18 protein-coding genes and 1 riboswitch are annotated in these 25,697 nt (G+C 68.3%); of the genes, 1 reads left to right on the top strand and 17 read right to left on the bottom strand.

All coding sequences use genetic code 11. The features are described from left to right. Position 1: 1 nt before the first annotated feature. The 14 genes from AQZ59_RS06775 to AQZ59_RS06710 form a co-directional block, all read right to left on the bottom strand. Positions 2–835 (bottom strand): exodeoxyribonuclease III, encoded by an 834-nt coding sequence (locus AQZ59_RS06775; protein ID WP_062613915.1) that lies wholly within the window; start codon positions 833–835, stop codon positions 2–4. Between the two features lie 105 nt (positions 836–940). Next, positions 941–1,825, bottom strand: a complete 885-nt coding sequence (locus AQZ59_RS06770) for a tetrahydrofolate dehydrogenase/cyclohydrolase catalytic domain-containing protein (RefSeq protein ID WP_062613914.1) — start codon at positions 1,823–1,825, stop codon at positions 941–943. Then, positions 1,822–3,108 carry a serine hydroxymethyltransferase gene (glyA, locus tag AQZ59_RS06765; RefSeq protein ID WP_062613913.1) on the bottom strand — a complete coding sequence of 429 codons (1,287 nt, stop codon included), beginning with the start codon at positions 3,106–3,108 and terminating at the stop codon, positions 1,822–1,824. The genes AQZ59_RS06770 and glyA overlap by 4 nt, the downstream gene beginning before the upstream one ends. A gap of 37 nt (positions 3,109–3,145) precedes the next feature. After that, a riboswitch (ZMP/ZTP riboswitch) is annotated at positions 3,146–3,228 on the bottom strand. 144 nt (positions 3,229–3,372) lie between these two features. Continuing rightward, entirely contained in the window at positions 3,373–4,218 is an 846-nt protein-coding gene (purU, locus tag AQZ59_RS06760; RefSeq protein ID WP_062613912.1) for a formyltetrahydrofolate deformylase, read from the bottom strand. Between the two features lie 70 nt (positions 4,219–4,288). Next, positions 4,289–4,876 (bottom strand): biotin transporter BioY, encoded by a 588-nt coding sequence (locus tag AQZ59_RS06755; protein WP_062613911.1) that lies wholly within the window; start codon positions 4,874–4,876, stop codon positions 4,289–4,291. Next, complete coding sequence (gene acpS / locus AQZ59_RS06750; RefSeq protein WP_062613910.1) at positions 4,873–5,295, bottom strand: holo-ACP synthase AcpS; 423 nt, start codon at positions 5,293–5,295, stop codon at positions 4,873–4,875. Before acpS ends, AQZ59_RS06755 begins: the two co-directional genes overlap by 4 nt. Then, a complete protein-coding gene (locus AQZ59_RS06745; RefSeq protein ID WP_062613909.1) occupies positions 5,288–14,317 on the bottom strand; it encodes a type I polyketide synthase in 9,030 nt (3,009 codons plus the stop codon). The genes acpS and AQZ59_RS06745 overlap by 8 nt, the downstream gene beginning before the upstream one ends. Positions 14,318–14,330: 13 nt before the next feature. Then, positions 14,331–15,917 (bottom strand): acyl-CoA carboxylase subunit beta, encoded by a 1,587-nt coding sequence (locus AQZ59_RS06740; RefSeq protein WP_062613908.1) that lies wholly within the window; start codon positions 15,915–15,917, stop codon positions 14,331–14,333. 2 nt (positions 15,918–15,919) lie between these two features. Beyond that, a complete protein-coding gene (locus AQZ59_RS06735; RefSeq protein WP_082661208.1) occupies positions 15,920–17,674 on the bottom strand; it encodes an acetyl/propionyl/methylcrotonyl-CoA carboxylase subunit alpha in 1,755 nt (584 codons plus the stop codon). A 14-nt stretch (positions 17,675–17,688) separates the two neighbouring features. Then, a complete protein-coding gene (locus AQZ59_RS06730) occupies positions 17,689–18,519 on the bottom strand; it encodes a biotin--[acetyl-CoA-carboxylase] ligase (protein ID WP_062613907.1) in 831 nt (276 codons plus the stop codon). Between the two features lie 304 nt (positions 18,520–18,823). After that, positions 18,824–19,117, bottom strand: a complete 294-nt coding sequence (locus tag AQZ59_RS06725) for a ferredoxin family protein (protein ID WP_062613906.1) — start codon at positions 19,115–19,117, stop codon at positions 18,824–18,826. Between the two features lies 1 nt (position 19,118). Continuing rightward, on the bottom strand, positions 19,119–20,411 hold the full coding sequence (locus AQZ59_RS06720) for an FAD-dependent oxidoreductase (protein ID WP_062613905.1): 1,293 nt from the start codon (positions 20,409–20,411) through the stop codon (positions 19,119–19,121). A 2-nt stretch (positions 20,412–20,413) separates the two neighbouring features. Continuing rightward, positions 20,414–21,256, bottom strand: a complete 843-nt coding sequence (locus AQZ59_RS06715) for an electron transfer flavoprotein subunit alpha/FixB family protein (protein ID WP_062613904.1) — start codon at positions 21,254–21,256, stop codon at positions 20,414–20,416. A gap of 12 nt (positions 21,257–21,268) precedes the next feature. After that, a complete protein-coding gene (locus tag AQZ59_RS06710) occupies positions 21,269–22,030 on the bottom strand; it encodes an electron transfer flavoprotein subunit beta/FixA family protein (protein WP_062613903.1) in 762 nt (253 codons plus the stop codon). 137 nt (positions 22,031–22,167) lie between these two features. Between AQZ59_RS06710 and AQZ59_RS06705 the strand changes: the two genes are divergently transcribed. Further along, on the top strand, positions 22,168–22,839 hold the full coding sequence (locus AQZ59_RS06705) for a TetR/AcrR family transcriptional regulator (RefSeq protein ID WP_160326880.1): 672 nt from the start codon (positions 22,168–22,170) through the stop codon (positions 22,837–22,839). Here AQZ59_RS06705 and AQZ59_RS06700 read toward each other — a convergent pair. Genes AQZ59_RS06700 through AQZ59_RS06690 form a run of 3 tightly spaced genes read right to left on the bottom strand, consistent with a single transcriptional unit; the run spans position 22,816 to position 25,684 of the window. Continuing rightward, positions 22,816–23,430 carry an MBL fold metallo-hydrolase gene (locus AQZ59_RS06700; RefSeq protein WP_070444965.1) on the bottom strand — a complete coding sequence of 205 codons (615 nt, stop codon included), beginning with the start codon at positions 23,428–23,430 and terminating at the stop codon, positions 22,816–22,818. The genes AQZ59_RS06705 and AQZ59_RS06700 overlap by 24 nt on opposite strands. Then, a complete protein-coding gene (locus AQZ59_RS06695; protein ID WP_236698688.1) occupies positions 23,430–24,758 on the bottom strand; it encodes an MFS transporter in 1,329 nt (442 codons plus the stop codon). The genes AQZ59_RS06700 and AQZ59_RS06695 overlap by 1 nt, the downstream gene beginning before the upstream one ends. Positions 24,759–24,805: 47 nt before the next feature. Continuing rightward, positions 24,806–25,684 (bottom strand): MaoC/PaaZ C-terminal domain-containing protein, encoded by an 879-nt coding sequence (locus AQZ59_RS06690; protein ID WP_062613901.1) that lies wholly within the window; start codon positions 25,682–25,684, stop codon positions 24,806–24,808. Positions 25,685–25,697 lie beyond the last annotated feature (13 nt).

The following is a 25,697-nucleotide window of genomic DNA, read 5'->3' as shown; positions in this document are numbered from 1 at the left end:
CTTAGTCCTGGTAGTCAACGACGAGCGGCGCGTGATCCGACCAGCGCATATCGTACTGGCTGGCCCGATCCACCCGGGCATCGACGGCGAGCGCTGCCAGGTCCGGGGTGGTCATCTGGTAGTCGATGCGCCACCCGGCGTCGTTATCGAAGGCCTTGCCGCGCTGGGACCACCACGTGTATGGGCCCTGCGCCTCGCCCACCAGCGCCCGCTGCGTGTCCACATAGTCGGCGAACCAGCGGTCGAGGTAGGCGATCTCGGAATCGAGCACGCCGGCGGTCTTGTTGTGGTTGGGCTTCCAGTTCTTGATGTCGAGCGGGGTGTGGACGATGTTGAAGTCCCCCGCCACGAGCACGTGCGGGAGGTCGGCCGGGCGCTCGGCCCGTAGCGCGGCCAAGCGCAACGTCACCCTGTCAAGGTGAGAATACTTGGCCGCCATCTTCTCCGCGTTATCCGCCACCCCCGAATGCAGGTAGGCCGAGACGAAGGTGGTGCCCAGCTCCGGCACGTCCACCTCGATCCAGCGCCCAGTATCCACGGCCGGCTCCGCGAGCGCGCCCGCATCGTCCGGTTCCAAACCCGCTTGCAGGCCGCGGCGCACGGCGCCCAGCTCATACTCGGTCTTCACCGCCACCGCCACGCCGGCGCGCCCCTTGAGGGCGGAGGCCTGCTCCACCACGTGGTAGCGATCGCCGATCAGGCCAGCGACCAGCTCCTCGGGCGCGCGCACCTCCTGGAGCAAGATGACGTCCGCGTCCGCGGCCTCGATCCACTCCCCCATGCCCTTGCGGGCGGCTGCACGGATTCCATTGACGTTGACTGTGGCGACAAGCATGCGACCTCCTCGCTCCAAGCATACGGGCTGGCTCCGACATTCGCAGGGGCGGCCGGTGCCGCTACGCCCGTGACTAACGACGCCGGCGCCCCCGGTTACGTCCGTTTAGACCCGCCCGGCCGCGGCATTCTCCCCGGCCTCGACCACGTTGAGCAGGAGAGTGGCGCGGGTCATCGGCCCCACCCCGCCCGGGTTGGGCGAGAAGTAGCCGGCCACCTCTCGAACCGCCGGGTCGACGTCGCCGATGATCTTGTTCTTGCCCGTTGCAGGATCGAGCCTTCGGGTGACGCCCACGTCGAACACGGCGGATCCGGGCTTGACCATGTCGGGCGTGATGAGTCCGGCCACGCCGGCGGCGGCCACCACGACGTCGGCCTCCCGGGTGTGCCGGGCGAGGTCGCGGGTGCCGACGTGGCAGGAGATGACCGTAGAGCCGACCTTCTCGTGGGTGAGCAGGAGGGAGAGCGGGCGGCCGGCAGTTTGGCCTTGACCCACCACGCACACCACCGCGCCGGCCCACTCGACGCCGTGGCGCTGGCCGAGCTCCACAATGCCGCGCGGAGTGCAGGCGATCGGGGTGGGCAGCTCGCCGCGCGAGGTGGAGGCGAGCCGGCCGACGTTGAGCGGGCTCAGCCCGTCCACGTCCTTCGCCGGCGCCATCGCCTCCACGATCCGCTCCGTGTCGCACTGCGGGGGCAGCGGGAGCTGGACGATGAAGCCGGTGACGGCCGAGGCCTGGTTGAAGTGCTCGACGGCGGCGAGCACGTCCTCGGTGTTGGCCTCCCGTGGTAGCTCGATGCGCAGCGACTGGATGCCGACTTCGGCGCAGTCGCGGTGCTTGGCGTCCACGTAGATCTTCGACCCCGGGTCATCCCCTACGAGGATCGTGCCCAGCCCGAGCACAACTCCGCGCTCGCGCAGGGCGGCCGTGCGCGCGGCGACCTCTTCCTTGATCGAGGCCGCCGTGGCCTTTCCGTCCATGAGGATCATGCGAACTGGTCCAGCCCTTCGTACAGCGGGAAGTCGGCGGCGAGCTTGGCAGTGCGGGCGCGTAGGGCCGCCACGTCCGCATCCTTGCCGTCGCGCAGGGCGGTGGCGATGACGTCAGCGACCTCGCGGAACTCATCCGCGCCAAAGCCGCGGGTGGCAAGCGCCGGGGTGCCGATGCGCAGGCCGGAGGTGACAGCGGCCGGGCGCGGGTCGAACGGCACGGTGTTGCGGTTGACCGTGATGCCGACCTCGTGGAGCAGGTCCTCCCCCTCCTGGCCGTTGAGCTCGGCGTCGCGCAGGTCCACCAGCACGAGGTGGACGTCGGTGCCACCGGAGACCACCGCGATACCCTTCTCGGCCACGTCGGGCTGGGCGAGGCGCTCGGCCAGGATCTTCGCGCCCTCGAGCGTGCGGCGCTGACGGTCTTTGAACTCGTCCGTGGCCGCGATCTTCAGCGCGATCGCCTTGGCCGCCACCACATGCATGAGCGGGCCGCCCTGCTGGCCGGGGAAGACGGCCGAGTTGAGCTTACGGCCGAAGGTCTCCGCGTCACGGGAGAGAATCATGCCGGAGCGGGGCCCGCCGATGGTCTTGTGGATCGTGGTGGTGACGACGTCGGCATAGGGCACCGGGTTCGGGTGCAGGCCGGCGGCCACAAGGCCCGCGAAGTGCGCCATGTCCACCCACAGGTAGGCGCCGACCTCGTCGGCGATGTCGCGGAAGGCCTGGAAGTCGAGGTGGCGCGGGTAGGCCGACCAGCCGGCGATGATGAGCTTCGGCTTGTGCTCGAGGGCCTTGGCCCGCACGTCGTCCATGTCGATGAGATACGTGTCGGGCGAGACGCCGTAGGCGACCACGTTGTAGTTCTTGCCCGAGAAGTTGATCTTCATCCCGTGGGTGAGGTGGCCGCCGTGGGAGAGCTCGAGGCCCATGATCGTCTCCCCTGGCTTGAGCAGGGCGTGGTAGATGGCGGCATTCGCCTGGGCGCCCGAGTGCGGCTGGACGTTGGCGTACTCGGCGCCGAACACGGCCTTGGCTCGCTCGATCGCGAGTGATTCGGCCACGTCCACGAACTCGCACCCACCGTAGTAGCGCTTGCCAGGGTAGCCCTCGGCGTACTTGTTGGTCAGCACCGAGCCCTGCGCTTGGAGCACGGCGCGGGGCACGAAGTTTTCGGAGGCGATCATCTCGAGCTGTTCGCGCTGGCGGTTCAGCTCATCATCAAGAACCTTCGCGATGTCCGGGTCGAGGTCGCGCAGCGACTGGTTGAAAAGGTCGGTCATCAGAATCTCCCCATATCTGGCCCGTAGGCCCTATGCGACCACGTGCCCAGGCGAACGACCCGCGGTCAATTCTGTGCCGCTCCCCGGTGGTGACCACCTACGCCAGTCGCGACCCGCCCAGTCTACCCCAGCCCTTCTTCTTGCCGACCGGGCGGTACGAGCTGTGAGACTTACCGTCTTAGAGCGCGAACGACGCCCGAGCCGTGGGCCCGCGTCCCCGGCGCGGCGGGCGATGGTGCGCGGCCGGCGTCGCCCACCAGACGTTTAGGAGAAGATAACGGTGCGGTTGCCGTTCATGAGGATGCGATGCTCGGCGTGCCACTTGACCGCCCGGGAAAGCACCTGGCGCTCGACCTCAGCGCCCTTGGCGCGAAGCTCGCGCTCGTCGTCGTCGTGAGCCACGCGCACCACGTCCTGCTCGATGATCGGGCCCTCGTCCAGGTCGGAGGTGACGTAGTGGGCGGTGGCGCCGATGAGCTTGACCCCGCGCGAGAAGGCCTGCTGGTAGGGGCGGGCCCCCTTGAAGGAGGGAAGGAAGGAGTGGTGGATGTTGATGACGTTGCCGGCCAGGCGCTCGCACAGCTCCGAGGACAGGATCTGCATGTAGCGGGCGAGCACCACCAGTTCCACGCCCTCGTCCTCGATGAGCTGGAGTAGCTCGGCCTCGGCCTCCGCCTTCGTCTCGGCGCTGATCGGGATGTGGATGAAACGCTTGTTGTAGAAGTCGGCCAGCGGCTGGAGAGTGGTGTGGTTACCCACCACGCCCACGATGTCGATGGGCAGGAGCCCTTCGCGGTTTTTCGACAGGAGGTCGGACAGGCAGTGAGCGTCCTTCGTGACCATGACCAGGGTGCGCAGGGGCGCGTCAGCCTCCGACAGCTGGTAGGTCATCTGGTGGTTGGCCGCGAGCTGGGCGAACGCCGCCTCAATCGTGGCCTTTCCGCCGGGCACGCGCGCCCGGATGCGGACGAAGAAGTATCCCGACTCGGGGTCATTGAACTGCTGGGATTCCATGATGTTGCCGCCCACGGAGGCGAGCAGCCCGGTGATGGCGTAGGTGATGCCCGGCTTGTCGGGGCACTTTACGGTCAGGATGAGGTCCTCAGTCATTGCAACAGGATAGGACAAAGCGGGCGCGGGGGCGCAATCCGGCCGAGCTCGGACGGCCCCCGCGCTGCTCTTAGCGGCGCAGGGCCGTGGCGCCGGTGGCCACCGCGGCGGCAGCCACGAGCTTCAGGATGTCGCCGGGAATGAACGGTGTCATGCCAGCGGCGAGCACCTGGGCTGACCAGGGCGCGCCCATGCCCGTGAAGGCCGAGAGCCAGATGAGGCCTGGGATGTACGGCATGGCGAGCGCCACGGCGAAGACCGCCAGGGCGCGCAGACCGGCCAGGGGCTGGCGCGACTGCATCCAGCCCACGAAGGCGGCCGACACGATGAAACCGAGCAGGTAGCCGGTGGACGGGGAGATGCCCGCCGTTCCGGCGGAGAGGATCGGCAGGCCGGCCACGCCCATCGCGCCGTAGATGCTGACGGCCGCGAGGCTGCGCCCGCCGCCGAGGGCCCAGCCCACGAGCACCACTGCGAGAGTCTGCATGGTGACCGGCACCGGCTTGAACGGGATGGCGAGCTGGGCGGCGATCGCGAGCACGACCACTCCGGCGCCGATGGCCAGGGCGTTGCGGGCAATTCCCGCCTTGGTTGTGCGCGCGCCGGCGGAGGCAGCGGGGGCGGAGCTGGCGGGGACGGTTGATGAGTTCTGAGTCATGAGTATTCCTTATTTTTGGTTGATATCTGGCAGACGGCGATGGCGTAGTCGCCGTCGTGGGACAGGGACAGGAGGATGTCGGTATCCCCGAAGGCCTCCTTGATGGCGCTGGTGAGGGCAATGTAGGGGCGGTGGTAGGGGTCGGAGAGGACCTGGATCTCGGTGAGGTTGACGTCCTGTTCCGCGATCAGGGGCGGACGGCCGACGAGCGTCGAGGACCAGGCCTTGATGAAGGCCTCCTTGCCGGCCCAGCGGGCGGCGAGGTGGTGGGCGACGTCGGCGCCGGTAGCCGCCGCCCGCCGCCGGGCTCCGCGCATCTCGGCCCCGGAGAAGACCTGGGCCATGCGCGTGCCCGGCGCGGCGAGCTGCTCGGCAAACGTGGGGATGTGGACCAGGTCCACCCCCAGCCCGCTAGGCATAGAGCCCATCCTCGCCAAGGCGGGCCGCCGGGTCGAGGAGCATCGCTGCCTCTACCTCGTGCGGGTCGTAGCCGGGGCGCTCCGCGCCGAAGCGACGCGAGGCGATCGGCTCGAACAGGGCCCGATTGCCCACCATGCCCTGCTCGAGGTGGCGGGCGCCGGCCTTGAGGCGAGCCTCCGCCTGAGCGCGCCACGCATCGGCGGCCTGGCAACCGTGCGCCCGCCGAATCGCAGCCTCGAAGGCGCCCGGGTGAAGGATCGCCAGGAGAGAGGACACGTGGCCAAATCCGAGCGAGGTAGCCATCGCCGCCTTGATCTGGCCCCGCTTGCCGAGGTCGAGTGGCTCGCGGAGCCACACGAGGAAGGGGTCCTCAGCAAAGACCGGGTCGAGGTTGTCTAGCGAACGATTGCCCGGCACCACGCCGGTGGCGAGCACCTCGGTCAGGCCCGCGATCTGGAAGAGTGCCGCGCCACCCTTCGAGTGCCCGGTCAGTGTCTTTTGTGAGATGACGTGCAGCGGATTGCCCGCGCTGCGCCCGAGCGCCCGGGCGAGGCGAACGTGGAGCTCGGCCTCGTTGGGATCGTTGGCGTTCGTGGAGGTGTCGTGCTTGGACAGCACTGCGACGTCGTCCACGCTCGCCCCGAGTGCCTCGAGCTGGCGGGCCAGGCGGGAATCCCGTCCGCCGAGTCCGGCCGCGAGCGCGCCGAGCCCGGGCGCGGGGATGGAGGTGTGGGCTCCGTCGGCGAAGGTCTGGACGTAGCCGACCACGCCGTAGACGGGCAGGCCCATCTCGAGGGCGAGGTCGCCGCGGGCGATGAGCACGGTGCCGCCGCCCATGGCTTCCACGAAGCCGCCGCGGCGCAGGTCGCCGGCGCGGGAGAAGAAGCGGTCGGCGATCCCCTGGGCCTCGAGCGAGGCGGAGTCCGCGGTGGCGTTCATGAAGCCGAAGCCCTCGAGGGACTCCACCGACAGGTCATCCACCGCGCCGGTGACCACGAACTTCGCCTTGCCGGCTGCGATCTTGTCCACGCCATCCTCGAGTGAGACAGCGGCCGAGGCACACGCCGCCACCGGCTGGACCATGGCGCCGTAGCCGCCCACGTAGGTCTGCATGGTGTGTGCGGCAACCACGTTCGGCAGGGTCTCTTGCAGGATGTCCTGCGGGATATCCTCCCCGCGGAAGCGCTCCACGAACAGCTTGCGCATCGAGCTCATTCCGCCAAAACCGGTGCCCTGAGTGGAGCCGACCTCGGTGGGGTGAATGTGGGCCAGCAGCTCGGCCGGGGTGAAGCCGGCGGAGATGAAGGCGTCGACCGTGGTCAGCAGGTTCCACACCGCCATCTTGTCCACCGATTCCACCATCGACTGCGGGATGCCCCAGCGGGTGGGGTCGAAGTCAGTGGGCAGCTGGCCGGCCACGAAGCGGGACAGGGTGGTCTTGCGCGGTACGAGTGCGGTGGCGCCCTTGATGCGGGTCACCGACCACTCCGACTCTCCCGGTTGCGGGGCTGCGACCTGCGTGAACTGCGGGTCGGCCGCCTCGTAGGCGCGTGCCTCGGCCTCGGTGGCCACCGTGAAGATGACGGGCTTGTCGAGGAAGACGGTCACCATGTCCACCGTGCCGCCGGCCTGAATCGGGCCGTCGTCGGTGAGGCGGCGGATGCCGGAGCGGGCCACCACCTCGTCCCGGTAGCGCTCGAAGATCTCCTCCTCGGGCACCAGGTTGTCTTCGGCATCGTACCAGCCGGCCTTCGGCGATTCGTGCCAGGTGAGCAGACCGGTCATCCACGCCAGTTCGAGCACGCCCGCAGCGGTGAGGTCCACGTCGCCGTCGGCCCTGATGCCGAGCTCGGCGGCGTGGCGGGTGCGGGCCGAGCCCCACGGGCCCACCTCGCCAACCCCCACGATGACGATCGTGTCCTCGGGGCGGGCGGTGCCACTGCCCCACACATCGGCGTACTCGGGCAGGCCCACCACCTGCGGGCGCGGCAGTGCCGAAATGGTGCCGCCCTGGCGCTCGGAGCTAGTCGCGGCCGCGGGCGCGGCCTCGATCTGGCGGGTGAGCTCGGCGAGGTTGATGTTCGACAGACCGCCGGTGAGGTCGGCGTCGATCGGCGCGCTCGCCGCGCGCTCCCGCGCGTCGTCGGTGGCAAGGGCGATCAGCTCGCCCGCGATCTCGGAGGTGGACCACGTGCGCACGCCGCGCTCCTCCACGGCCGCGACCAGCGGGTCGTTGCCGCCCATGAGGCCGGTGCCGCGCACCCACCCGATGTGGGCATGGGCCAGGCTCACGCGCTGCGCCCACGGCTCCACGTGCCACTTGTTCACCACGGCGTCGAAGGCTGCCTTGACCTCGCCGTAGGCGCCGTCGCCGCCGAAGGTTCCGCGGTTGGGCGAGCCGGGCAACACGGCGTGGAGGCGGTGGCCCACCACGGTGTCCGCGCCGATGGCGGCGAGCCCGGTGAGCAAGCGCTCCACGCCCCACAGCATGAGGCGGGTCTGGATCTCAGCCGCGCCCCCGGCGTCGCTCATCATGCCGAACACGCGCGGCGCGGCGAACGGGAAGAGGAGGTCGGGGATCATCGCGGACTTCTTCTCCACGGTCGCCCCACCCACGGTCTCGCGCACGGGGTTTCCGATCCAGTCCACGAGCGCGTCGATGTCGCGGTAGGAGGCGAGGTTGGCGGGCACGAGCCACAGGGCCGCGTCCCCGCGCGCGTTCTCGCGGTAGATCTTGCGCCCGGCGAGTAGGCGCGCCTGGTCCACGCGGGAGGCGGTGGCGATGACGGTCGCGCCGCCGGCGAGCAGGCGTGCCACGACGCCGCCGCCGATAGACTCCGGCGTCATGCCCGTGACCACCGCGACCTTGCCGGAGAACTCCCCGGCGCTCTCGTCACGCGCGGCGGTCGCCACCTGGAGCAGACGCACGCGGTCGGCGTCGGACGCAGCGATGTCCGCGTAGTACTCGGCCTGGCGGGCCACCTCGGCACCAGTGCCCACGAAAGTGGCCTCGGCGGGAAGCTCGGCGGCGCCGGCCGCGAATCGGGCGAGGTCCTCGCGGGCACTCGCCCAACGGTCGTTGAGGAGCACGGCCTTCTTCGCGTCGAAGGCGGGCGCCACCTGGGATACCCAGTTCGCGCCGAGCTCGGCGCTCACGGCCTCCACCACGGCCTCGTCGCTGGCCTCGTTAGCCGCAACGGGGGCGGCGTCGCCGAGGCGGGCCAGCAGGTCGCGGGCGTTGTCGGCGAGGATGGTGGTGATGTGGGAGGAGAAGGCGTCGAGTGCCGCGGAATCCACGACCCCGCCGCTCGCCCCGCCTGCGCTCGGCTTGACCACGTTCACCCCGCGCAGGGCGCCCACGCGTTCCACGGCGGCGTCGATGAGGGAGTCGACCTCGGCGGCCGTGGCGGGTGAACCGGGCAGACCGGCCAGCTCCCCGCCGCGGGCGGACTTGCCCTCGCGGGTCTCGAGCAGTAGCACCGCGGTGGTCCACGCACCCCAGCCGTGGCCAAGCGCCCATGCCTCGCGGACGCGGGCGCCCACACGGTCGGGCTTGACGCCGGCCGCGCCAAACAGCTTGCGCAACCTGTCGCCGATCGCATCGGACAGGACGGGCCCGAAGGGCTTGTAGTTGTGGGCGAGCTTGTTGACCGTGGCCGACAGCTCGGCCACGCTCGCGTCCGCCGCACCGTCGATGGCCGTGAGGCCGAGTTCGGCGGACATGTCCATGAGCACCTGGTTGCGCTTGGAGGACACGCCGTTCGTCAGCGACTCCACCGTGTCGGCCGCGCCCACCTGGTCGAGGTTGATCTTGTTCGACTCCGCCAGCAGCACCGTAATCGCGTCCGCCGCCGCGAACGCCAGGTCCTCCGGCGACGCCGTGGCCGCACCTACCTGCGCGGGTGCGGCGTGCGGTTCGGGTGCGGGCTGGGTCGGCTCGGGAGCCACGGGGGCCTGCGTTGCGGGGGCCTCGCCAGCCTGCGCCTTTGCCTCCGCGATCTCATCTGCCGCTTCGGGCTCGGCCGCGACCGCTTGGTCGGTGAAGTAGACGGGGGCGGCATCGCGCTGGACGTTGGCCACCGCCACGGAGGCCGAGGCGTGGCGCGGCTGGGCGAGGGTCTTGGCGGCGAGGTTAGCCAGCGTCGGTGCGGCCCCAAGGCCGACCTCCACGAAGCTCTCCACGCCGGCCCCGTCCGGGCGCGGGGTAAAGAGGTAGTCCTGGGTTTCGATCCAGCGCACCGGGGAGGCGAACTGCCAGGCCAGGAGCTCGACCAGCAGCTCGCGCGTGATCGTCCCCGCCTCGGAGGCGAGGTCGACGTCGTCCCAGCGCTCGCGCAGAGCCCGCACCGAGTCGGCAGGCACCACCTCGAGGATGGAGTCAAGGAAGTCGGCGGTCAGCTCGAAGGGGCGGGCCACGAGGTTGGGGATGTAGCGCCCCACGAGCACCGCCGGGTCGATCTGCTCCGGCAGGAGGCCCTGCAGGAGCTCGCGGAAGTCCGCCACCCCGCCGCGCAGCACACTGGAGTGGAACGGTACGTCGATGCCGGGCACGAGCATGAAGGGCCTGCGCCCGCCGGCCTCCTCGGTTCGGCGTTCGGCGTCGGCCGCGAGCGCGGCCAGGCCCGCCACCGTGCCGGCGATCGAGTACTGTTCGCCGGCCAAGTTGTAGTTGACGATCTCGATGAACTCCCCGCTCGCCTCGGCGATCGAGGCGACGTAGGCGGCCACGTCGGCGTCGCCCACCCCGAACTGGTTGGGGCGCAGAGCGGCCATCTGGTAGTTCGAGCGGCCCTCGGCATCGCGCGGCACGAGGTTGTGCATGGTCGAGCCGCGGTGGAAGACGATCTCGATGACGGTCTCGAGCGGGAAGATGCCGGCGTAGGCGGACAGGGCGTTGTACTCGCCAAGCGAGTGGCCCGCAAGGTAGGCGCCCTCCACGAGCACGCCGGCCTCGCGCAGGCGCTCGCTCTGGGCGAAGGCAACGGTCGCGAGTGCCACCTGAGTGAACTGGGTCAGGTTGAGCACGCCCTGCGGGTGGCGGTAGGCCACGCCGCCGGCGATGATCTCGGTGGGGTTGTCGCGCACGATTGTCAGGATCGAGAAGCCGAGCGCGGAGCGGGTGTGGGCATCGGCGCGCTCCCACACGTCGCGGGCGGCTGGCGAGGTGGCGCGCTCGTCGAGCGTCATGCCCTGGCTCTGCACTCCCTGGCCCGGGTAGACGTAGGCGGTGACGGCCGGGGTGACGTGGGCCGAGGCGACGGAGACCACGTTCTTGTTCACGCGGCAGGTCACCTCGAGGATGAGCCCGCCGGCGTCAACCACCCCCACGCGCTCCACGCTGATCTCCACCTCGTCGTTCAGGTCCACGGTGCCGTACATGCGGTAGGTCCACCCGGCGATGTGCCAGCGCTTGCCGTCCTCGCCCGTGGCGCTGACCGCGTGCTGGGCCGCGGCGCACAGCCACATCCCGTGCACGAGCGGCGCGTCCATGCCGGCCACCTTCGCGGCCCGGTAGGAGGTGTGGATGGGGTTATAGTCGCCCGAAACCATTGCAAACGGCGTCATGTCCGCCGGCGCGGTCACGGTGACGCGGCGCAGCAGCGAGCGCGGCGTGTCGCGGATCTCGCGCTCCACCTCGCCCGCGTACGGCGGGTCGGCGGGCAGGTCCGTGCCGAACACTCGCCCGCGGATCGCGAAGCGCTCGGTGAACGCGCCCACCCGCTCCCCGTCGTGGCTGAGCTCGGTTTCGACGACAACAACCCGGCCCGAGCTCGACTCGGTCAGCGACGTGCAACGCGAGCGCGCGTCAAGGTGGTCAAGGCCCGCGAGCCGATCGGTATCGAGGTCCTCGGTGTGGTCGAGGTGGACCGCGTTGAGCAGGCCCTCGATGACGGGGTAGTCCCCCACGAAAGCCGAGCCGAGGGCGGCGTAGATAGAGGGCCAACACATGCCAAGCACCGCCGAGGGCACGATCGGCGCGAGCTTGTAGCCGGGCAGGTCGGCAGTGACGCCGGCGTGCAGGGCGCCAAGTTCGGGGCGCAAGGAGAAGCGGTAGTGGGCCTCGCCGAACTGTGAATCAGCCGAGTCGGTGATGGCGGGCAGCTCGCCGATGTGGTCGCCCAGCACGTTCTGCGCCCCCACACCGGCCGTGACCGCGAGGAGAGCGAACATGGCCGCGGGCAGCCGCTCGTCGTCGACCACCGGGATCGCGCCGGTCGAGGCGCCGGCCGGGATGCGGAACGGCACGCGCAACTCGCGCACGGCGTGCTGGCGGACCCCGCTGCCATCCCACAGTGTGTCGAGGTGGATGACCATGTCATAGCCGGCGTCGGTGGCCACGATGTCGTAGTTCTCGACCACGCGGGCGGGGTTGGTGATGACATGACCGTGCCAGGAGATGTTCTCCGCCCCGCGCAGGTAGTCCTCCACCGTGGCAAACGCGCGCGAGAAGCGGCGCTCACCCGCCTCGCCCCCGAGCGCCTCAATCGTGGCGTCCTCGTAGCGGGCGAGGATCGTGGCCACGGGCTCGTTGACCGTGGTGATGCCGGCCACCGACACCGGGCCGGGGATGATGCGCACCTGATCGGCGGTGTAGCGCGGATCGTGGGACTGCCACAGGCCGTCCGTGCCCCACGAGCGCAACAGATCAGCGTCAATGATCGACACGAAGGGCACCGGCTTGGGGTACTTGCGGCACAGCTCCACGAACCAGGCCGCATCGAAGGTGGTGACCTCCACGCGCTCGGCGTCGGGGTAGGCGGCCACAATCTTGTCGATGGCCGCGGCCGGGTCGGCGACCGCCTCCACGCTATCGAACATCGACACGAGCTCGCCGGAGTCCTGGGGCGAGAGGCGGGCCTCCACGCGCTGGGCCAGCTCGAAGAAGCGCTGGGCCCACGACGGGTCGGTGAACGGGTAGGACAGCTCGGCGAAGCGGCGCAGCACCTCGGCGTACGTCATGTCCTCCAGGTCGCCGAAGTAAGGCTTGGCGGTGGCGTCGATCGCCCCGATGATCTCGGCGCGGCGGGTGACGAGCGCCTCGGGGTCGGAGGCAACCTCCACGATGAGCCGGGCGGCGCGCGAGGCGGAGTTCTCGATCTCATACATGTCCGCCAACAGGTGCGACAGGCCGGAGGTCACCCCACCGTCCACGGCGCCCTGGCCCACCCATCCGGCGTTGCGATCCACGGGAACGCCGGCGGTGTCGACGAGGAGCTGCTTGACGTCGTCGTTGGTCTTGGCCTCACGCGCGGTCATCGCGGCAGTGCCGATCATGATCGCGTCCACGGGCATGGGCACCGGGCCATGCTCGAGGGCCCACGTGCCGGTGAGGAAGCCTGCGGCGCGTTCGGGCACGCCCAGACCGCCGCCCACGATGAGCACCGTGTTGTCCTGCGCGCGGATCTCGGCATAGGTGGCGAGCAGCAGCTGATCGAGGTCCTCCCACGAGTGGTGGCCTCCGGCGTGCCCGTCCTCGACCATGATGAGGATCGGGGCGGTGGTGGCGCGGGCGATCTTCAGCACCTGGCGGATCTGCCCGATCGTGCCGGGCTTGAAGGCCACGTACGTAAATCCTTCGCCGCGCAGGCGCTCGACCAGCTCCACGCCCTCCTCGGTCTCGGGAATGCCGGCCGAGATCACGACCCCGTCCAGCGGGGCTCCACTTTGGCGGTTACGGGAGACGATGTGCTGGGTGCCGAACTGGAGGTTCCACAGGTAGCGGTCCATGAACATCGCGTTGAACTGGGCGGTGCGGCCCTCCTCGAGCCCGGCAACCAGCCCGGCGAGGTTCTTCTCGAAGACCTCCTCCGTGACCTGCCCGCCTCCAGCCATCTCCACCCAGTATCCGGCGTTCGCGGCGGCGGCCACGATCTCGGGTTCCACGGTGGTGGGGGTCATGCCGGCGAGCAGCACGGGGGCACGGCCGGTCAGGCGCGTGAAGCGGGTGTCGACCACCACGCGCCCGTCGTCGATCATGGCGAGCTTCGGGGCGAACGCGGACCAGTCCTCTCCCGGCACCCAGGCATCCTTCGTGGCAAGCGCGTCGCGCGCGTCAGCAGAGCCCGCGTTCACGACGCCGATGCCCCGCCCACGCACGTTGTCCCGCGTGATTCGGGCCAGGCCCGTGCCGGGGCCAAGGTCGACCACCCAGCCAACGCCCTTAGTTGCCTCGGCAAAGACACTGTCCCAGTCAAGGCGGTCGGTGAGGACGGCGGCGGCCAGGTGCTCGACGTCGTGCATGTCGATGGGATCGGTGGCATCCTCGGCCCAGCCGCAGGCCCGCACCCAGGCGAGCACCTGCTCGAGCCCGGGCGCGAGCAGGGCGGAGTGGAAGGGCGCGGAGACGTCGAGGAACTCGGTGATCGGGGTCAGGGCAGCGCCGCCGATCGTCTTCTCGGTGCGAGCCTTGGCCTCGGCACTGGCGAGGGCGTCGAGGTCGCGGCGCACTGCCTCAAGCGAGGCGGGCAAGCCGGCCAGGGTGAAGGAGGTGGCCGTGTTGCGGATGGCGATCTGGGCGCCGTGACGGGCGGCCACCTCGGACAGCACACGCTCGGGCACGTCGCGCACGGCCAACATCGGGGTGAGCTCGCCGAAGCGGGAGGCACCCTCAGCACGGGTGGCCTGGGTGGCCGCGGCGCCAATCAGGCGGGCCAGGGCGAGGACGTGGGCCTTGTGCTCGGAGGCGAGCATGTGAACGGCGAGCACGCCCTGCGAGTGGCCAACCACCGCCTGCGGCTGCGCGCCGAGCGGGAGGTCGAGGTAGGAACCATACTGGGCCAGCAAGATGCCGGGCACGGAGGCGAAGGCCTCGCCCGAGGTGGTGGCCAGCAGGTCGAGCGGGCCGGCGCAGATGCGGGTCAGCTCGGGCAACACCGAGGCCAGCAGCTCCTCGGCGCGGGCCTGAAGCCGCTCGAGGGTGTCGCGGATCGCCGGATCCTCGGCCGCCTCGGCGAGGGCGGCACGCCACGGGGTGGCCTGGCCGGCGAACTGGAGGACGTAGGGGTCATGAATCTCGTACATGTTTCTCCTTGGGCTACATCGGCATGTTGCCGTGTCGGGCAGGGCCCTGGTGGATGGTGGTTTTGGACTGGAGGGCCTCGAGCGAGACCGCGATGGTGGAGCGGGTGGCGTTCGGGGCAATGATGCCATCGAGCTCGCCGCGTGCCACGGACAGGTAGGGGTTGACGTTCTCGCGGGTGTAGCGGGCGGACAGCTCGGCGAACACCTCGTCGCCACGACCCTCAGCCTCGGCGGCCTTAAGCTCACGGCGGTGGACGATCGCCACGGCGCCGTCGGCCCCGAGCACCGCGATTTCGGCGCCGGGCCAGGCGTAGACGAGGTCCCCGCCCAACGACTTGGAGCCCATGACGATGTAGGCCCCTCCGTAGGCTTTACGCAGTATGACGGTCACCAGCGGCACCGAGGCGGTGGCATAAGACCAGATGAGCTTCGCGCCGCGGCGAATAATACCGGCTTGCTCCTGCTCGGTGCCCGGCCGGTAGCCCGGCACGTCCACCAGCGTGACCACGGGGATCTTGAAGGCGTCGCAGAACTGAACGAAGCGGGCCGCCTTCTCCGAAGCGTCCACGTCGAGCGTGCCGGCGTCGTGCAGTGGTTGGTTCGCCACGATCCCCACCGAGCGGCCCTCAATGCAGGCGAAGCCGATCACGATGTTGCGGGCGAAGAACTCCTGGATCTGCACGAACTCGCCATAGTCCACGATTGCTTCGATAACTTCGACGACGTCGTAGGGCACCTTCGTCGATTCGGGTACCAGGGCCGACAGGTCCGCGGGGGCCGCAGGCGCGAGCGCCAGGTCGAAGTCGTAGGCGGGGACCTGGTCGTCGCAGTTGGCTGGCAGGTAGGTGAGAAGCGTGCGGGTGTAGTCGAGCGCGTCCTCCTCGTCCTCGGCCAGGTAGTGGGCCACGCCGGACTGGAAGTTGTGGACCTGCGCCCCGCCGAGGTCGGCGAAGGAGACGTCCTCGCCCGTCGTCGCCCGCACCACGTCCGGGCCGGTGACGAACATGTGCGAGGTCTCGCGGGTCATGATAATGAAGTCGGTCAAGGCCGGGGAGTACACCGCTCCCCCAGCGCACGGGCCGAGGATCAGCGAGATCTGCGGGATAACGCCGGAGGCGGCGCACGTGCGCTTGAAGATGCGTCCGTACTGGCCGAGGGCCACCACGCCGTCCTGGATGCGCGCGCCGCCCGAATCCATGATCCCGATCACGGGGATACGCAGGGACAGTGCCTTGTCAATCGTGGCGATGATCTTGTTACCCTCGGCCTCGCCGAGCGTGCCGCCCTGCACCGAGAAGTCCTGGGCGTAGACGGCCACGCGCCGCCCGCCGATCGTGCCCAGCCCGCACACCACCGCCGCGCCGGCAAAGCCCTGGGCCACATTCCCGCCCACGAACTGGCCGATCTCGGAAAAACTGCCCTCGTCCAGGAGGGTGGCGATGCGCTCGCGGGCCGTGAGCTTTGACTTGGCGTGCTGGCACTCGAGCGCCTTGCCCTCCGCCTTCACCGAGAGCGAGGCGGCGTAGGCGATGAAGGCCTCCCGGTCGATCTCGCGCGAGGTAGTGTCAATCGTTAAGGATTCGTCAACAATGTGAGACATGGTCACTCCTTCTCTTCGGGGGTGATGGTCAGCAGGGCGGTGCCGGCCGCCACGCTCGAGCCGGCCTCCACGGCCACGTCCTCCACTCGGCCGGCCAGCGGGGCATAGACGTAGCTCTCCATCTTCATGGACTCGAGCACCACCAGCAGGTCTCCTTCGGCGACGACGGCACCCGGCTCCGTCACCACCCGCACCACGATCGCCTGGATCGGCGAGCGGACGTCGCCGCTGGCCGCCTCTCCAGCCTCTGGCACCGTCCTGGAGCGAGAGGAGCGGCGCAGGGGCTGAGGACGCGGGGTTTGGGGCGCTCCCTGGGCGAACATGCCTTTGGGCACGGTGAGGGTGGCCTGACGCCCGTCGATCTCGATGGTAAAGGTCTGCCGCTCGGCGGGCGCCTCCGCGGGGGCGGGCGCCGGCGTCGTGCCAGCGTGCTCGGCATGCTCGGCGTTCCAGGCGGGGAGGAAGGACTCCTCGAACCAGCGCGTGGAGTAGTGGAGGGCGGCGAAGTCGGGGTCGGCGATGATGTCACGGTAGAGCGGGACCGGGGTGGCCAGCCCGTCCAGGCGGAACTCGCCGAGTGCGCGCAGGGAACGGGCGATGGCGGCGTCGCGCGTGGGAGCAGTGACGATGACCTTGGCGAGCATCGAGTCGAAACCGGAGGTAACGACGTCGCCGGCCACCACCCCGGTCTCGATACGAACGCCGTGGCCGAGCGGCCAGGTGAGGGCCGCGACGGTGCCCTGCGAGGGTTGCATGTCGCGCGCCGGGTCCTCGCACGTGATGCGGAACTCGAAGGAATGCGCGCGCGGGGATGGGACCGGGCTGATGGCCTCGCCGCGGGCGATACGGATCTGCTCGGCCACAAGATCAAGGCCCGTGACCTCCTCGGACACCGTGTGCTCCACCTGCAAGCGCGGGTTGACCTCGAGGAAGAAGATCTCCTCCCCCACGAGGAACTCGCACGTGCCCAGCCCCACGAAGCCGGCCCCGTCGAACAGGGCTTGCGAGTAGCGCTCGAGCGTCGCCTCCTGTTCGGTCGTGAGCCCAGGCGCGGGGGCCTCCTCGATGAGCTTTTGGTTGCGGCGCTGGACCGAGCAGTCACGCGTGGAGACCACGGCGAAGTTGCCGTGGACGTCGCGCATGCACTGAGTCTCTACGTGCCGTGCGGTCTCGAGGAACTTCTCCACAAACACGCCCTGCGGGTCGGGGCCGGCGGCCTGGAAGAAGTGGTCGAGCCCGGCGTCGTCGCGAATGATGGTGATGCCGCGCCCACCGCCCCCGTCGGCCTTCTTCGTTACGATCGGGTAGCCCCAGCGGGCCACAAAGTCCTCCACCTCGGCCCGGCCGCTGATCTGCTCGGAGATACCCGGCACCGGCTGGACGCCAACGCGCTCGGCCAGCTGGCGAGTGCTGATCTTGTCCCCCAGCTCGCGCAGCGTGTCCGCCGACGGCCCAATCCACGTCAGGCCCGCAGCCACGACGGCCTCGGCGAACTCTGGACTTTCGGAGAGGAAGCCGTAGCCGGGGTGGACGGCGGCGGCGCCGGTGGCGCGCGCGAGCTCGATGAGCTTGTCACCGTTCATGTAGGTCTCGGCCAGCGTGTCGCCACCGAGTGCGTGGGCCTCACCGGACGCGCGCGTAAACGGGGTGTCGAAGTCGGCGTCCGCGTAGCCGACCACGGTGTCGATTCCCAGCTCCGTAGCCGTGCGGATCACGCGCAGGGCGATCTCGGAGCGGTTGGCGATGAGGATCTTCATTGAGGTCCTTTCTGTCAGCAGTTGTGCTCGGCGAACATGGCCACCTCGTGCGGGTAGACCCGAATGCGTGCGGGGGTGGCCACCTCGGGTCGAGCGCTGGACGCGGGGACGCTGGTGGACGCGGGGGCGGTGGCGGCGGTGAGGATGAGCTCGCCGTGCGGCCCGATCTCGTCAACGACGCCGGTGCGGCCCGCCACGCTCACCTGCTGCCCGCGCTGGGCGAGGTGGACGTTGAGCTCGGCGATGATGGGCGCAGTGGCGGGGGCGTTCGGATCGGCGGCGAAGGCTTCGACCCGCGCCGCGAGCTCGGCAAGGTAGCGATCGAGGAGGATGCCGGCGGGGTCGGCGTCGTCGGGACGGAGGTCCTCGGCGGGAAGGAGGCCCTCGGCGGCAAGCGAGGTGGCGCCCTCAAATAGCTCGTCGCCCTCCTGGAAGACGTTGGCGCCCACGCCAATCGCGGCGCTTAGCTCCCCGCGCGCGGCGGACATGTCGGCGTAGAACTCCCCAAGCACGCCGCAGATCTTGCGGCCGCGGATGACCACATCGTTGGGGAACTTGACCTTCGCGGGCGCGCCGAAGTCGGCGAAGGCCGCGCGCATCGACAGCGCGCCGATGAGGGTGAGGAAGCCGCCGCGCTCGCGCAGGGCGGGGACGGCGGGAAGGACCACGAGCGTGGAAGCGAGCAGCGAGCGGCCCGCGCCCGACTCCCACGTGCGGCCGAGGCGTCCGCGGCCTTGGGTCTGGACGTCGGCGCGGATGGTCGTCAGGTGCGGGGCGCGCGCGAGGGTGCGTAGCACGTCCTGGGTGGAGGTGACGCTCCGGCGGTGGTCAACGAGGCCAGTCATGTGGACAGACTAACGCAAGTTACCGAACGGTAGGGTAAGTTAGCGGCGCGTCGGACTCTTCTCGGCCGGCCGCCTGACGCCATGACGCGGGAAGGTGTGGGCGCCCGTGATCATTGTTACTAAACCGTAACTTTCGGCGCGTCGGCGCGTTTTGGGACCAAAGCCCGGGGCTGCGGAGGGGCTACTCTCCTGGGCGCCCCTCATCGCTCGGCCAGATTAAAAAACTCTGGACGATTCCGGGGCGATCTTCGTATATGCGCAGATCGCCCCGGAATCGTCCAGTGTTTTCAAACGCCCGGCGCTCCTACCCCTCGCGGTAGACCACTCCCATCGAGCTTGCCGGGTAGTGCCACGTCAGCGTCCCTGGCGGGGCGACCGCAAGGCACGTGCCGCATTCGAGACAGGCGGCGTATTCCACCGCAACCTCGCCGTTTTCTTCCGAGTACACGTGGGCCGGACACACGTTGACCAACAGCTTCGCCGCGCCGGTCTCACGCACGCGCTCCTGGTTGACCACGATGTGGGGATTGCCCTCGTCAATCTCGTAGACGTTCATCGCCAAACGATCATTGATCGTTCCCGGTTCGAAGTTTGCCATCTTACATCGACCTCACAGCACTGATACCGAGTTTCGCAAGCCCCGCCAGCGATAGGCGAGACCTCTTCACCGCGCCCATGACGACCTTGAGCAGCGGCTTACGCGGCGTGAGGTCGTGGTTGTAGACGCCGTGGAGGACGTCTGCGACCAGCTCCCCCACGTCCCCGTACATCGCCGGGTTTTCGAGGAAGTCCGGGGCCTTGGCATAGGTGTCCATGTCCTTGCCGACGAACGAGGCGTTGTACTCCTCGACATACTTCCCCAGCGCCTCGGCAGAGAAATCCTTGGCCTTGAGCGCGTCGGAAATCACCGAGGCCGCGGCGCGGGCCGAGCCTGCCGCGAGATCCATGCCGCGCACGGTAAAGCCCGTGTTCAGCGTGAATCCCGCGGCGTCTCCGATGACGAGGAGTCCGCGGTGGACCAGGTCGTGCTGCATCTTCTTCCCGCCCTCGGCCACCAGGTGGCACCCGTATTCGAGGAGCTCGCCGTCCTTGAGGAACGGCGCGATCGCCGGGTGGGTGAGGAAGTGGTCGTGCAAATCGGAGGAGCTCTTGCCCGACTTCTCGAGGTCGTCGAGGCGGGCCACGATACCAATCGAGATGGAGTCGCGGTTGGTGTACATGAAGCCGCCTCCGGCCACGCCCTGGGTGCAATCACCCACGACGGCGTACGCCGCGCCCTCGTCGCCCGTCAGGTTGAAGCGCTCCGCGATCACCTCCGGGTCGAGGGCGATGACCGACTTGACGCCCACGGCCAGGTTCTCCTTCGGCTCCTTGGCGCGGATGCCCGCATACTGGGAGAGGAAGGAGTTGACGCCGTCGGCTGCCACCACGACATGAGCGCGTAGCTCGTCCTCGCCGGCGCGCACGCCCACGAACTGGCCGCCGTCGCGAACCAGTTCGTCGACCTTGACGCCGGGCATGACGGTCACGCCCACGTTCTCGCACTGCTCGGCGAGCCACGGATCGAACTTCGCGCGAAGCACCGTCACGGCGTTGACCGGTTCGCTCAGTCGGCCGTCCCAGTAGTCAATGTTGACGAAGTTGTCCTTGTTGAGGAAACTCAGGCAATTGCGCGTGATGACGCGCTCGATGGGTGCCTCCTCGAGGAAGTTATCGAAGATCTCCTGCATGACGCGGCAGTAGAACACGCCGCCGGACAGGTTCTTCGACCCCGGCTCGACACCGCGCTCGATCAGCAAAACCTCATAGCCGTCTTTGGCGAGCAGGTAGGAACAGACTGATCCTGCCACGCCGCCGCCGACCACAATGACGTCGAAATCCACCTCTGCCATGGCTACAGCGCTTCGGTCAGGGCCGGCAGCACCGAGTACAGGTCGCCCACGATGCCGTAGTCGGCCTGCTCGAAGTAGGGTGCGTTCTTGTCCGAGTTCACGACGACGACCGTCTTGGCCTCGTTCATGCCCGCGGTGTGCTGGATCTGGCCGGAGATGCCGGCGGCGAGGTAGAGGTCGGGGGTCACGTGCTGACCGGATACGCCCACGTAGCGGTCGCGCCCGAGCCAGTTGTTGCCCTCGGCGATCGGCCGCGAGCAGGCCACTTCTGCACCCATCTTGGAGGCGAGGTCGAAGGCCAGCTTGAGGTCGTCCTCATTCTTGAAGCCGCGGCCCACAGCCACGATCTTCTTCGCCGCGCCGAGGTTGACCGACTTGGTCTCGGCGCTCTCGGTGGCGCTCACGCGCAGATCGGCGGCGTCGGCAGCCAGCGGATCTCCGGCCACGGGCTCGCCCTCAACCGGCGCGCCTCCCGAGACGAGGACGACGGCGGGGGCTCCGATCTCCTCCTCGACAATGCCGCCGAAGCGGGCGGCGAGCACCTTGCCATCGCGCACGCCCTTGGCGCCGGTGACGACGGGCAGGCCTGCCGCCGCGGCGATCGCGCCGGCAAACACGCGCCCGGCCGGGGTGGCGGGCAGGAAGACGAAGCCGGTGGTGTCGACGTGGGCGGCGAGGCCGGCAGCGACGGCCTCCTCCGGGACGCCCTCGCCCAGCGCCACGTCGGCGTGGGCCATCGGCAGGTCGGGAGAACCGACAGAGATGACGGCGGCCTCACCGGGCAGTTCGTTCGCCCAGGCAAGCATCGTCGAGACGTTGGAATTCAAAGCAATAATGGTCGACATGTGTTCTCTCCTTTACAAAATACCGTCGGCCTTGAGCGCGTCGATCAGCTGCGCCGCCGCGTTGTCTCCCTCAAAAACCATCTTCTTGCGCTCGCGCATCTCAGGCTGGCGAGCCGCCTGGACGTTGCGGCCCACCTCCGCCACCGTGAGGTCGGCCAGGGCAACGGTCTCCAGCGGCTTCTTGCCCGCCGCAAGGATCTCCTTCATCGACGCGGCCTTGACCTCGACCGCGTCCGTGGCCGCGCTCAGCACCACGGGCCCGGAGGTTTCGACCGTCCGGGTACCGGACTCGGTGCGCTGGCGGATCTTCACGCCGTCGCCGGCCGTCTCAACCGAGAGGACTTCGAGCAGGCAGGGCCAGCCGAGCGCGCCCGCGAGGAGCGGACCCATGACGCCGGCGCCCTCGTCCACCGAAGCGTCGCCGGTGAAGACGGCCTTGACGTCGTCGACCCTCTTGACCAGCTCGGCGAGAGCCGCAGCGGTCTGCGTGTTCGACCAGTCCGCGGTCGCGTCGTCGGCCACCACGAGCGCGCGGTCGAGCCCCTTGGACAGGGCGTTCTTCTTGGCCAGCGACGAGGCGACGTCCGCCCCGCCCACGCACACGCCGACGACCTCGCCGGCGCCCTCGGCGGCGAGGCTCCTGGCGAGCTCCACCGCGACCGGGTCGTATTCGGACACCGCCTTCTTCACTCGCGCCCAATCGACGACGCCGTCGGAACTGACCTTCGCGTCCTGCGGATTACCCGCGTACTTGTATGCCACGATGATGGACATTTCCACTCCTTCTGTGATTTTCGGTAGTTGTCAGCACCCGCGAAGGTGCCTGTCTTGCTATTTGGTCTGTTGTCGGTTCTTGGTAAGGGTTAGACTGTCTGTACTTTTCCAACGACGGGAAGAAGGGAGTGACCTCGTTGTCGATAACGGCGCCTCAGGAAGAAGCGACGCTCTCTCTTCACGAGCGCGTCTACGACGCCGCCCTCCTGCTTTACGGCGAAACCGGCTGGAGCGGCTTTAATCTGACGAAGGTCGCCGAACGCGCACGCGTTGGGAAGTCCTCGCTGTACTCGCGCTGGCCTACCGCCGAAACCCTGTTGCTCACGGCGTTTCATCACGCCTATCCCCGCCGCCAGTTCACGGGGAAGACCCTGTACGACGTGCTCTTCGAGGAAATTGACGCGCGCATGCACGCCTACCTCGGCCGATACTCTGCCGCCATCCGCCGACTCATCGTCGAGGCGCCCACGGATGTACCCGTGGTCCAGCAAGCGTGCCGGTACGTCTGCACCGACCCGCTGGAGACCCTGCGCCAAGGCTTGTGGTACTACAAGAAGGCAGGCGAGATCCCGTCTGACGTGTCGATCGTGCGCTTGGTGGACGCCATCGAGGGTTCCGTGCTCCTGCGCTCCATCTGGCTTCCGCCCAACGATGTTGACTGCTTCCTGGAAAAGATTCCTGAGTACGCTCATGACCTGATCACTGACCTCCTTCCTCATCTTGACTTCGTGCCCCGGCCCGTCAGGTCGGCCGGCGAGCTTGGGGTGTATGACACCGGGTCGATGTCATACCAAATACGGATTTCGTAGCTTTTCTGTTCCCATCGTGGTTGGCTGCCCGTGCCCAGGGAGCACCCGGATGTCGTCGGGCAGGGTGCCCAGCTTCTTGAGCGACGTGAGCAGGTCGCGCCTGTTTGCCCGCGCGTACTGCGTGGAGCCGATCCCGTTGGAAAAGAGCGTGTCGCCCGTGTAGAGCACCTCGTTGTCGGCGTCGAGGAGGCAGATCGATCCTGGCGTGTGGCCCGGTGTGGCGATCACGTGGAGCCTGCCGCCCGACCAGCTGAAGATCGTCTCATCGTCCCACTCTGCCGTCACCTCCTCGACCGCGTAGTCCGAGCCCTCGTCGGCGAACCCGGACAGTCGGGGGTCAGCTGCGCCGACGGCGTCGTGCACGCCAATGTAGACGGGAGCCCCCGTGGCGGCGACCAATTCGTTGACTGCCCCGATGTGGTCGGAGTGGCAGTGCGTGAGGAGGATGGCCTCCAGCTTGCGCTCCCCCAGGGCGCGAAGGAGTACCTCGGGTTCAGCTCCCGGGTCGATCATGACGACGCCGGAGTCGGACTGCAACAGGTAGCAGTTCGCCTTCCACGAGCCCACCACCCGCACATCGATGCTGTACATTACCGTTCCTTCCACTCGCTCGAACCGGCCTCGGTCAGGGTGAGGCCGCGGGTCTCGGGCGCCCACGCGATCGAGACGATGAGGCCAATGAGCGAGATCAGCGCGCCGGCGACCATCATCGGGCCATTGCCGTAGGTGGACAGCAAGCCGGGCAGGACGAAGATCGAGATCACGGTAGAGATGCGTGAGAAGGCCATCGCCGTGCCCATCGCTGAAGCCCGAATTGAGGTCGGGAAGATCTCGTTCGGGTAGAGCCACTGCAGATTGCCGGGCCCGCCCGACGCCAAGGCGTAGATGCCGAAAACAATGATGACGAAGGCCATCGAGGTGGCGGGCACGACGCCCAGGATGGCGAGGGCGCCCGTCATGATGACGAAGGACCAGATGCACAGCGGGCGGCGGCCCCAGTACTCCGCGAGGAACATCGCAGGGATCGTTCCGAGCATGAAGAACGTGCCGATGACCAGCTCCCCGATGAGGGCAGCCCTGCCCTCGCCCAGACCGAAGGCGGCGATGATATCCGGGCCGTAGGTGTAGACCGCGAACATCGGGATGGCCTGGCACAGCCAAATGATCCCGACGAAGATCATGCGCTTGAAGTAGGGCCGGCGGAAGATCGCGGAGTAGGACGTATGCTCGGCCACCTCGTCCTCGATCACCACGTTCTGGCCGAAGGTTTCGCGTACGATCCTCGCCGCGTCCTCGTGGCGCCCCTTCGACATGAGCCACCGCGGCGATTCCGGGATCGACCAGCGGCCAAGAAGGATGACGACGCACGGGATGACCGACGAGCCGAGCATCCACCGCCAACCGTTGTCGATGTCAAGCAGGAAGTAGCCCACCAGGTACGAGGCGTTCGCGCCGAGGTACCACACGGCCGCGAGGAAACCCATCGTGATCGCCCGATACCTGCGCGGGGTGAATTCGGCGATGATGGACGTGGCAATGGGGTAATCCGCGCCAACGGCGACGCCGATAAGGAAACGCAAAAGGACCACCATGAGTGGGCCGCTCACGAACATGCACAGGACCGAGAGCACCGCAATGGACATCACGTCGATGATGAACATCCGCTTTCGGCCAATGAGGTCCGTCAAGTAACCACCGAAGATGGCGCCAAAGAAAAGACCAACGAGGGCGGCAACGCCGATCATTCCCTTCCAGGTATCGTCAATACCCAGGTCGGGAACCATCTTGAGCAAGGCCACGCCGATGATCGCGTGGACGTAGCCCTCCAGGAACGGGCCACCGGCAGAAAACGCGGTGAGCCGCACGAGGAATGGCGACATCCCGATATCGTCGAGGCTGACTTTTGGCTCGTTGTTCACGGTTACTCCTTTCTTTGGCTCGACCCACTCATGGGATCCAACGCGTTCTACTCTTCGAATTCGATGATTCCCCAGTTCAGGTGCGGCTTCGCGCCCGTCTCTTCGACGTCGACGTCGACCAGGCGGAAGCGCAGTTCGCCGGGGCCGACCTTCCACAGCTGGGTCTTCAGCGTGGTGCCCGGGTGGACGGGCGAGGTGATGCGGGTCTTGAAACGCTTGATGCGCTCCGGTTCGCCCGGCATGAACTCGTTGATCGCGTGGCGCATGACAATGCCCGCATACGAGATCGCGTGGAGGATCGGGCGCGGTTCGCCGTTGGCTGCCGCGTAATCCCAGTCGATATGCTGCGGGTGGTAGTCACCCGACAGGCGGTAGATCAGCGCCTGGTTCTCAGGAATGCGCTCGGCCACCTCGACATCCGGCTCGCGCTCGGGCATGTCAACGATGTCCTTCGGCGCGGCCGGGCCGCCCCAGCCGCCGTCGTAAATGAGGCAGTCCCAGGACTCGTTCGTGAACAGGAGGTTGCCGTCCGAATCGTAGGTGTCGCCGATATGCTGGGCGAGCAGGCCCCGCCCCTCACCGCGGTCGTAGAGTCCTTCGAGCTTGACCTTGGTCTGCACGGTGTCGGCCATCTTCGTGATCGGCTGGTGGAAGCGGATGTCGAACCCCCAGTGCAGGGAGCCGGCGTAGTTATAGCCGTAGTCGATGGTCCGGGTCACTTCCGAATCAACGATGAGCATGGCTCCAAACATCGGCAGGACCTTGAGCTGCGGGTTGCGCTCGTCCTTCTCGTTGAGGTACTCCAGGCCATCGCGGCCGTCAATTCCCGCACCGCAACCCAGGGCAAATAGCTCAAGATCACGGAAGGTGTATTCGCGGATGAACGGACCAAAGGTCTGTCCAACCATCTCGGTCTTGATCGTCATTGTTCAATTCCTT

Source organism: Trueperella bernardiae, assembly GCF_001469025.1.
Classification (GTDB): Bacteria; Actinomycetota; Actinomycetes; order Actinomycetales; family Actinomycetaceae; genus Trueperella; species Trueperella bernardiae.
This window is presented reverse-complemented; position numbering and strand designations above follow the sequence as displayed.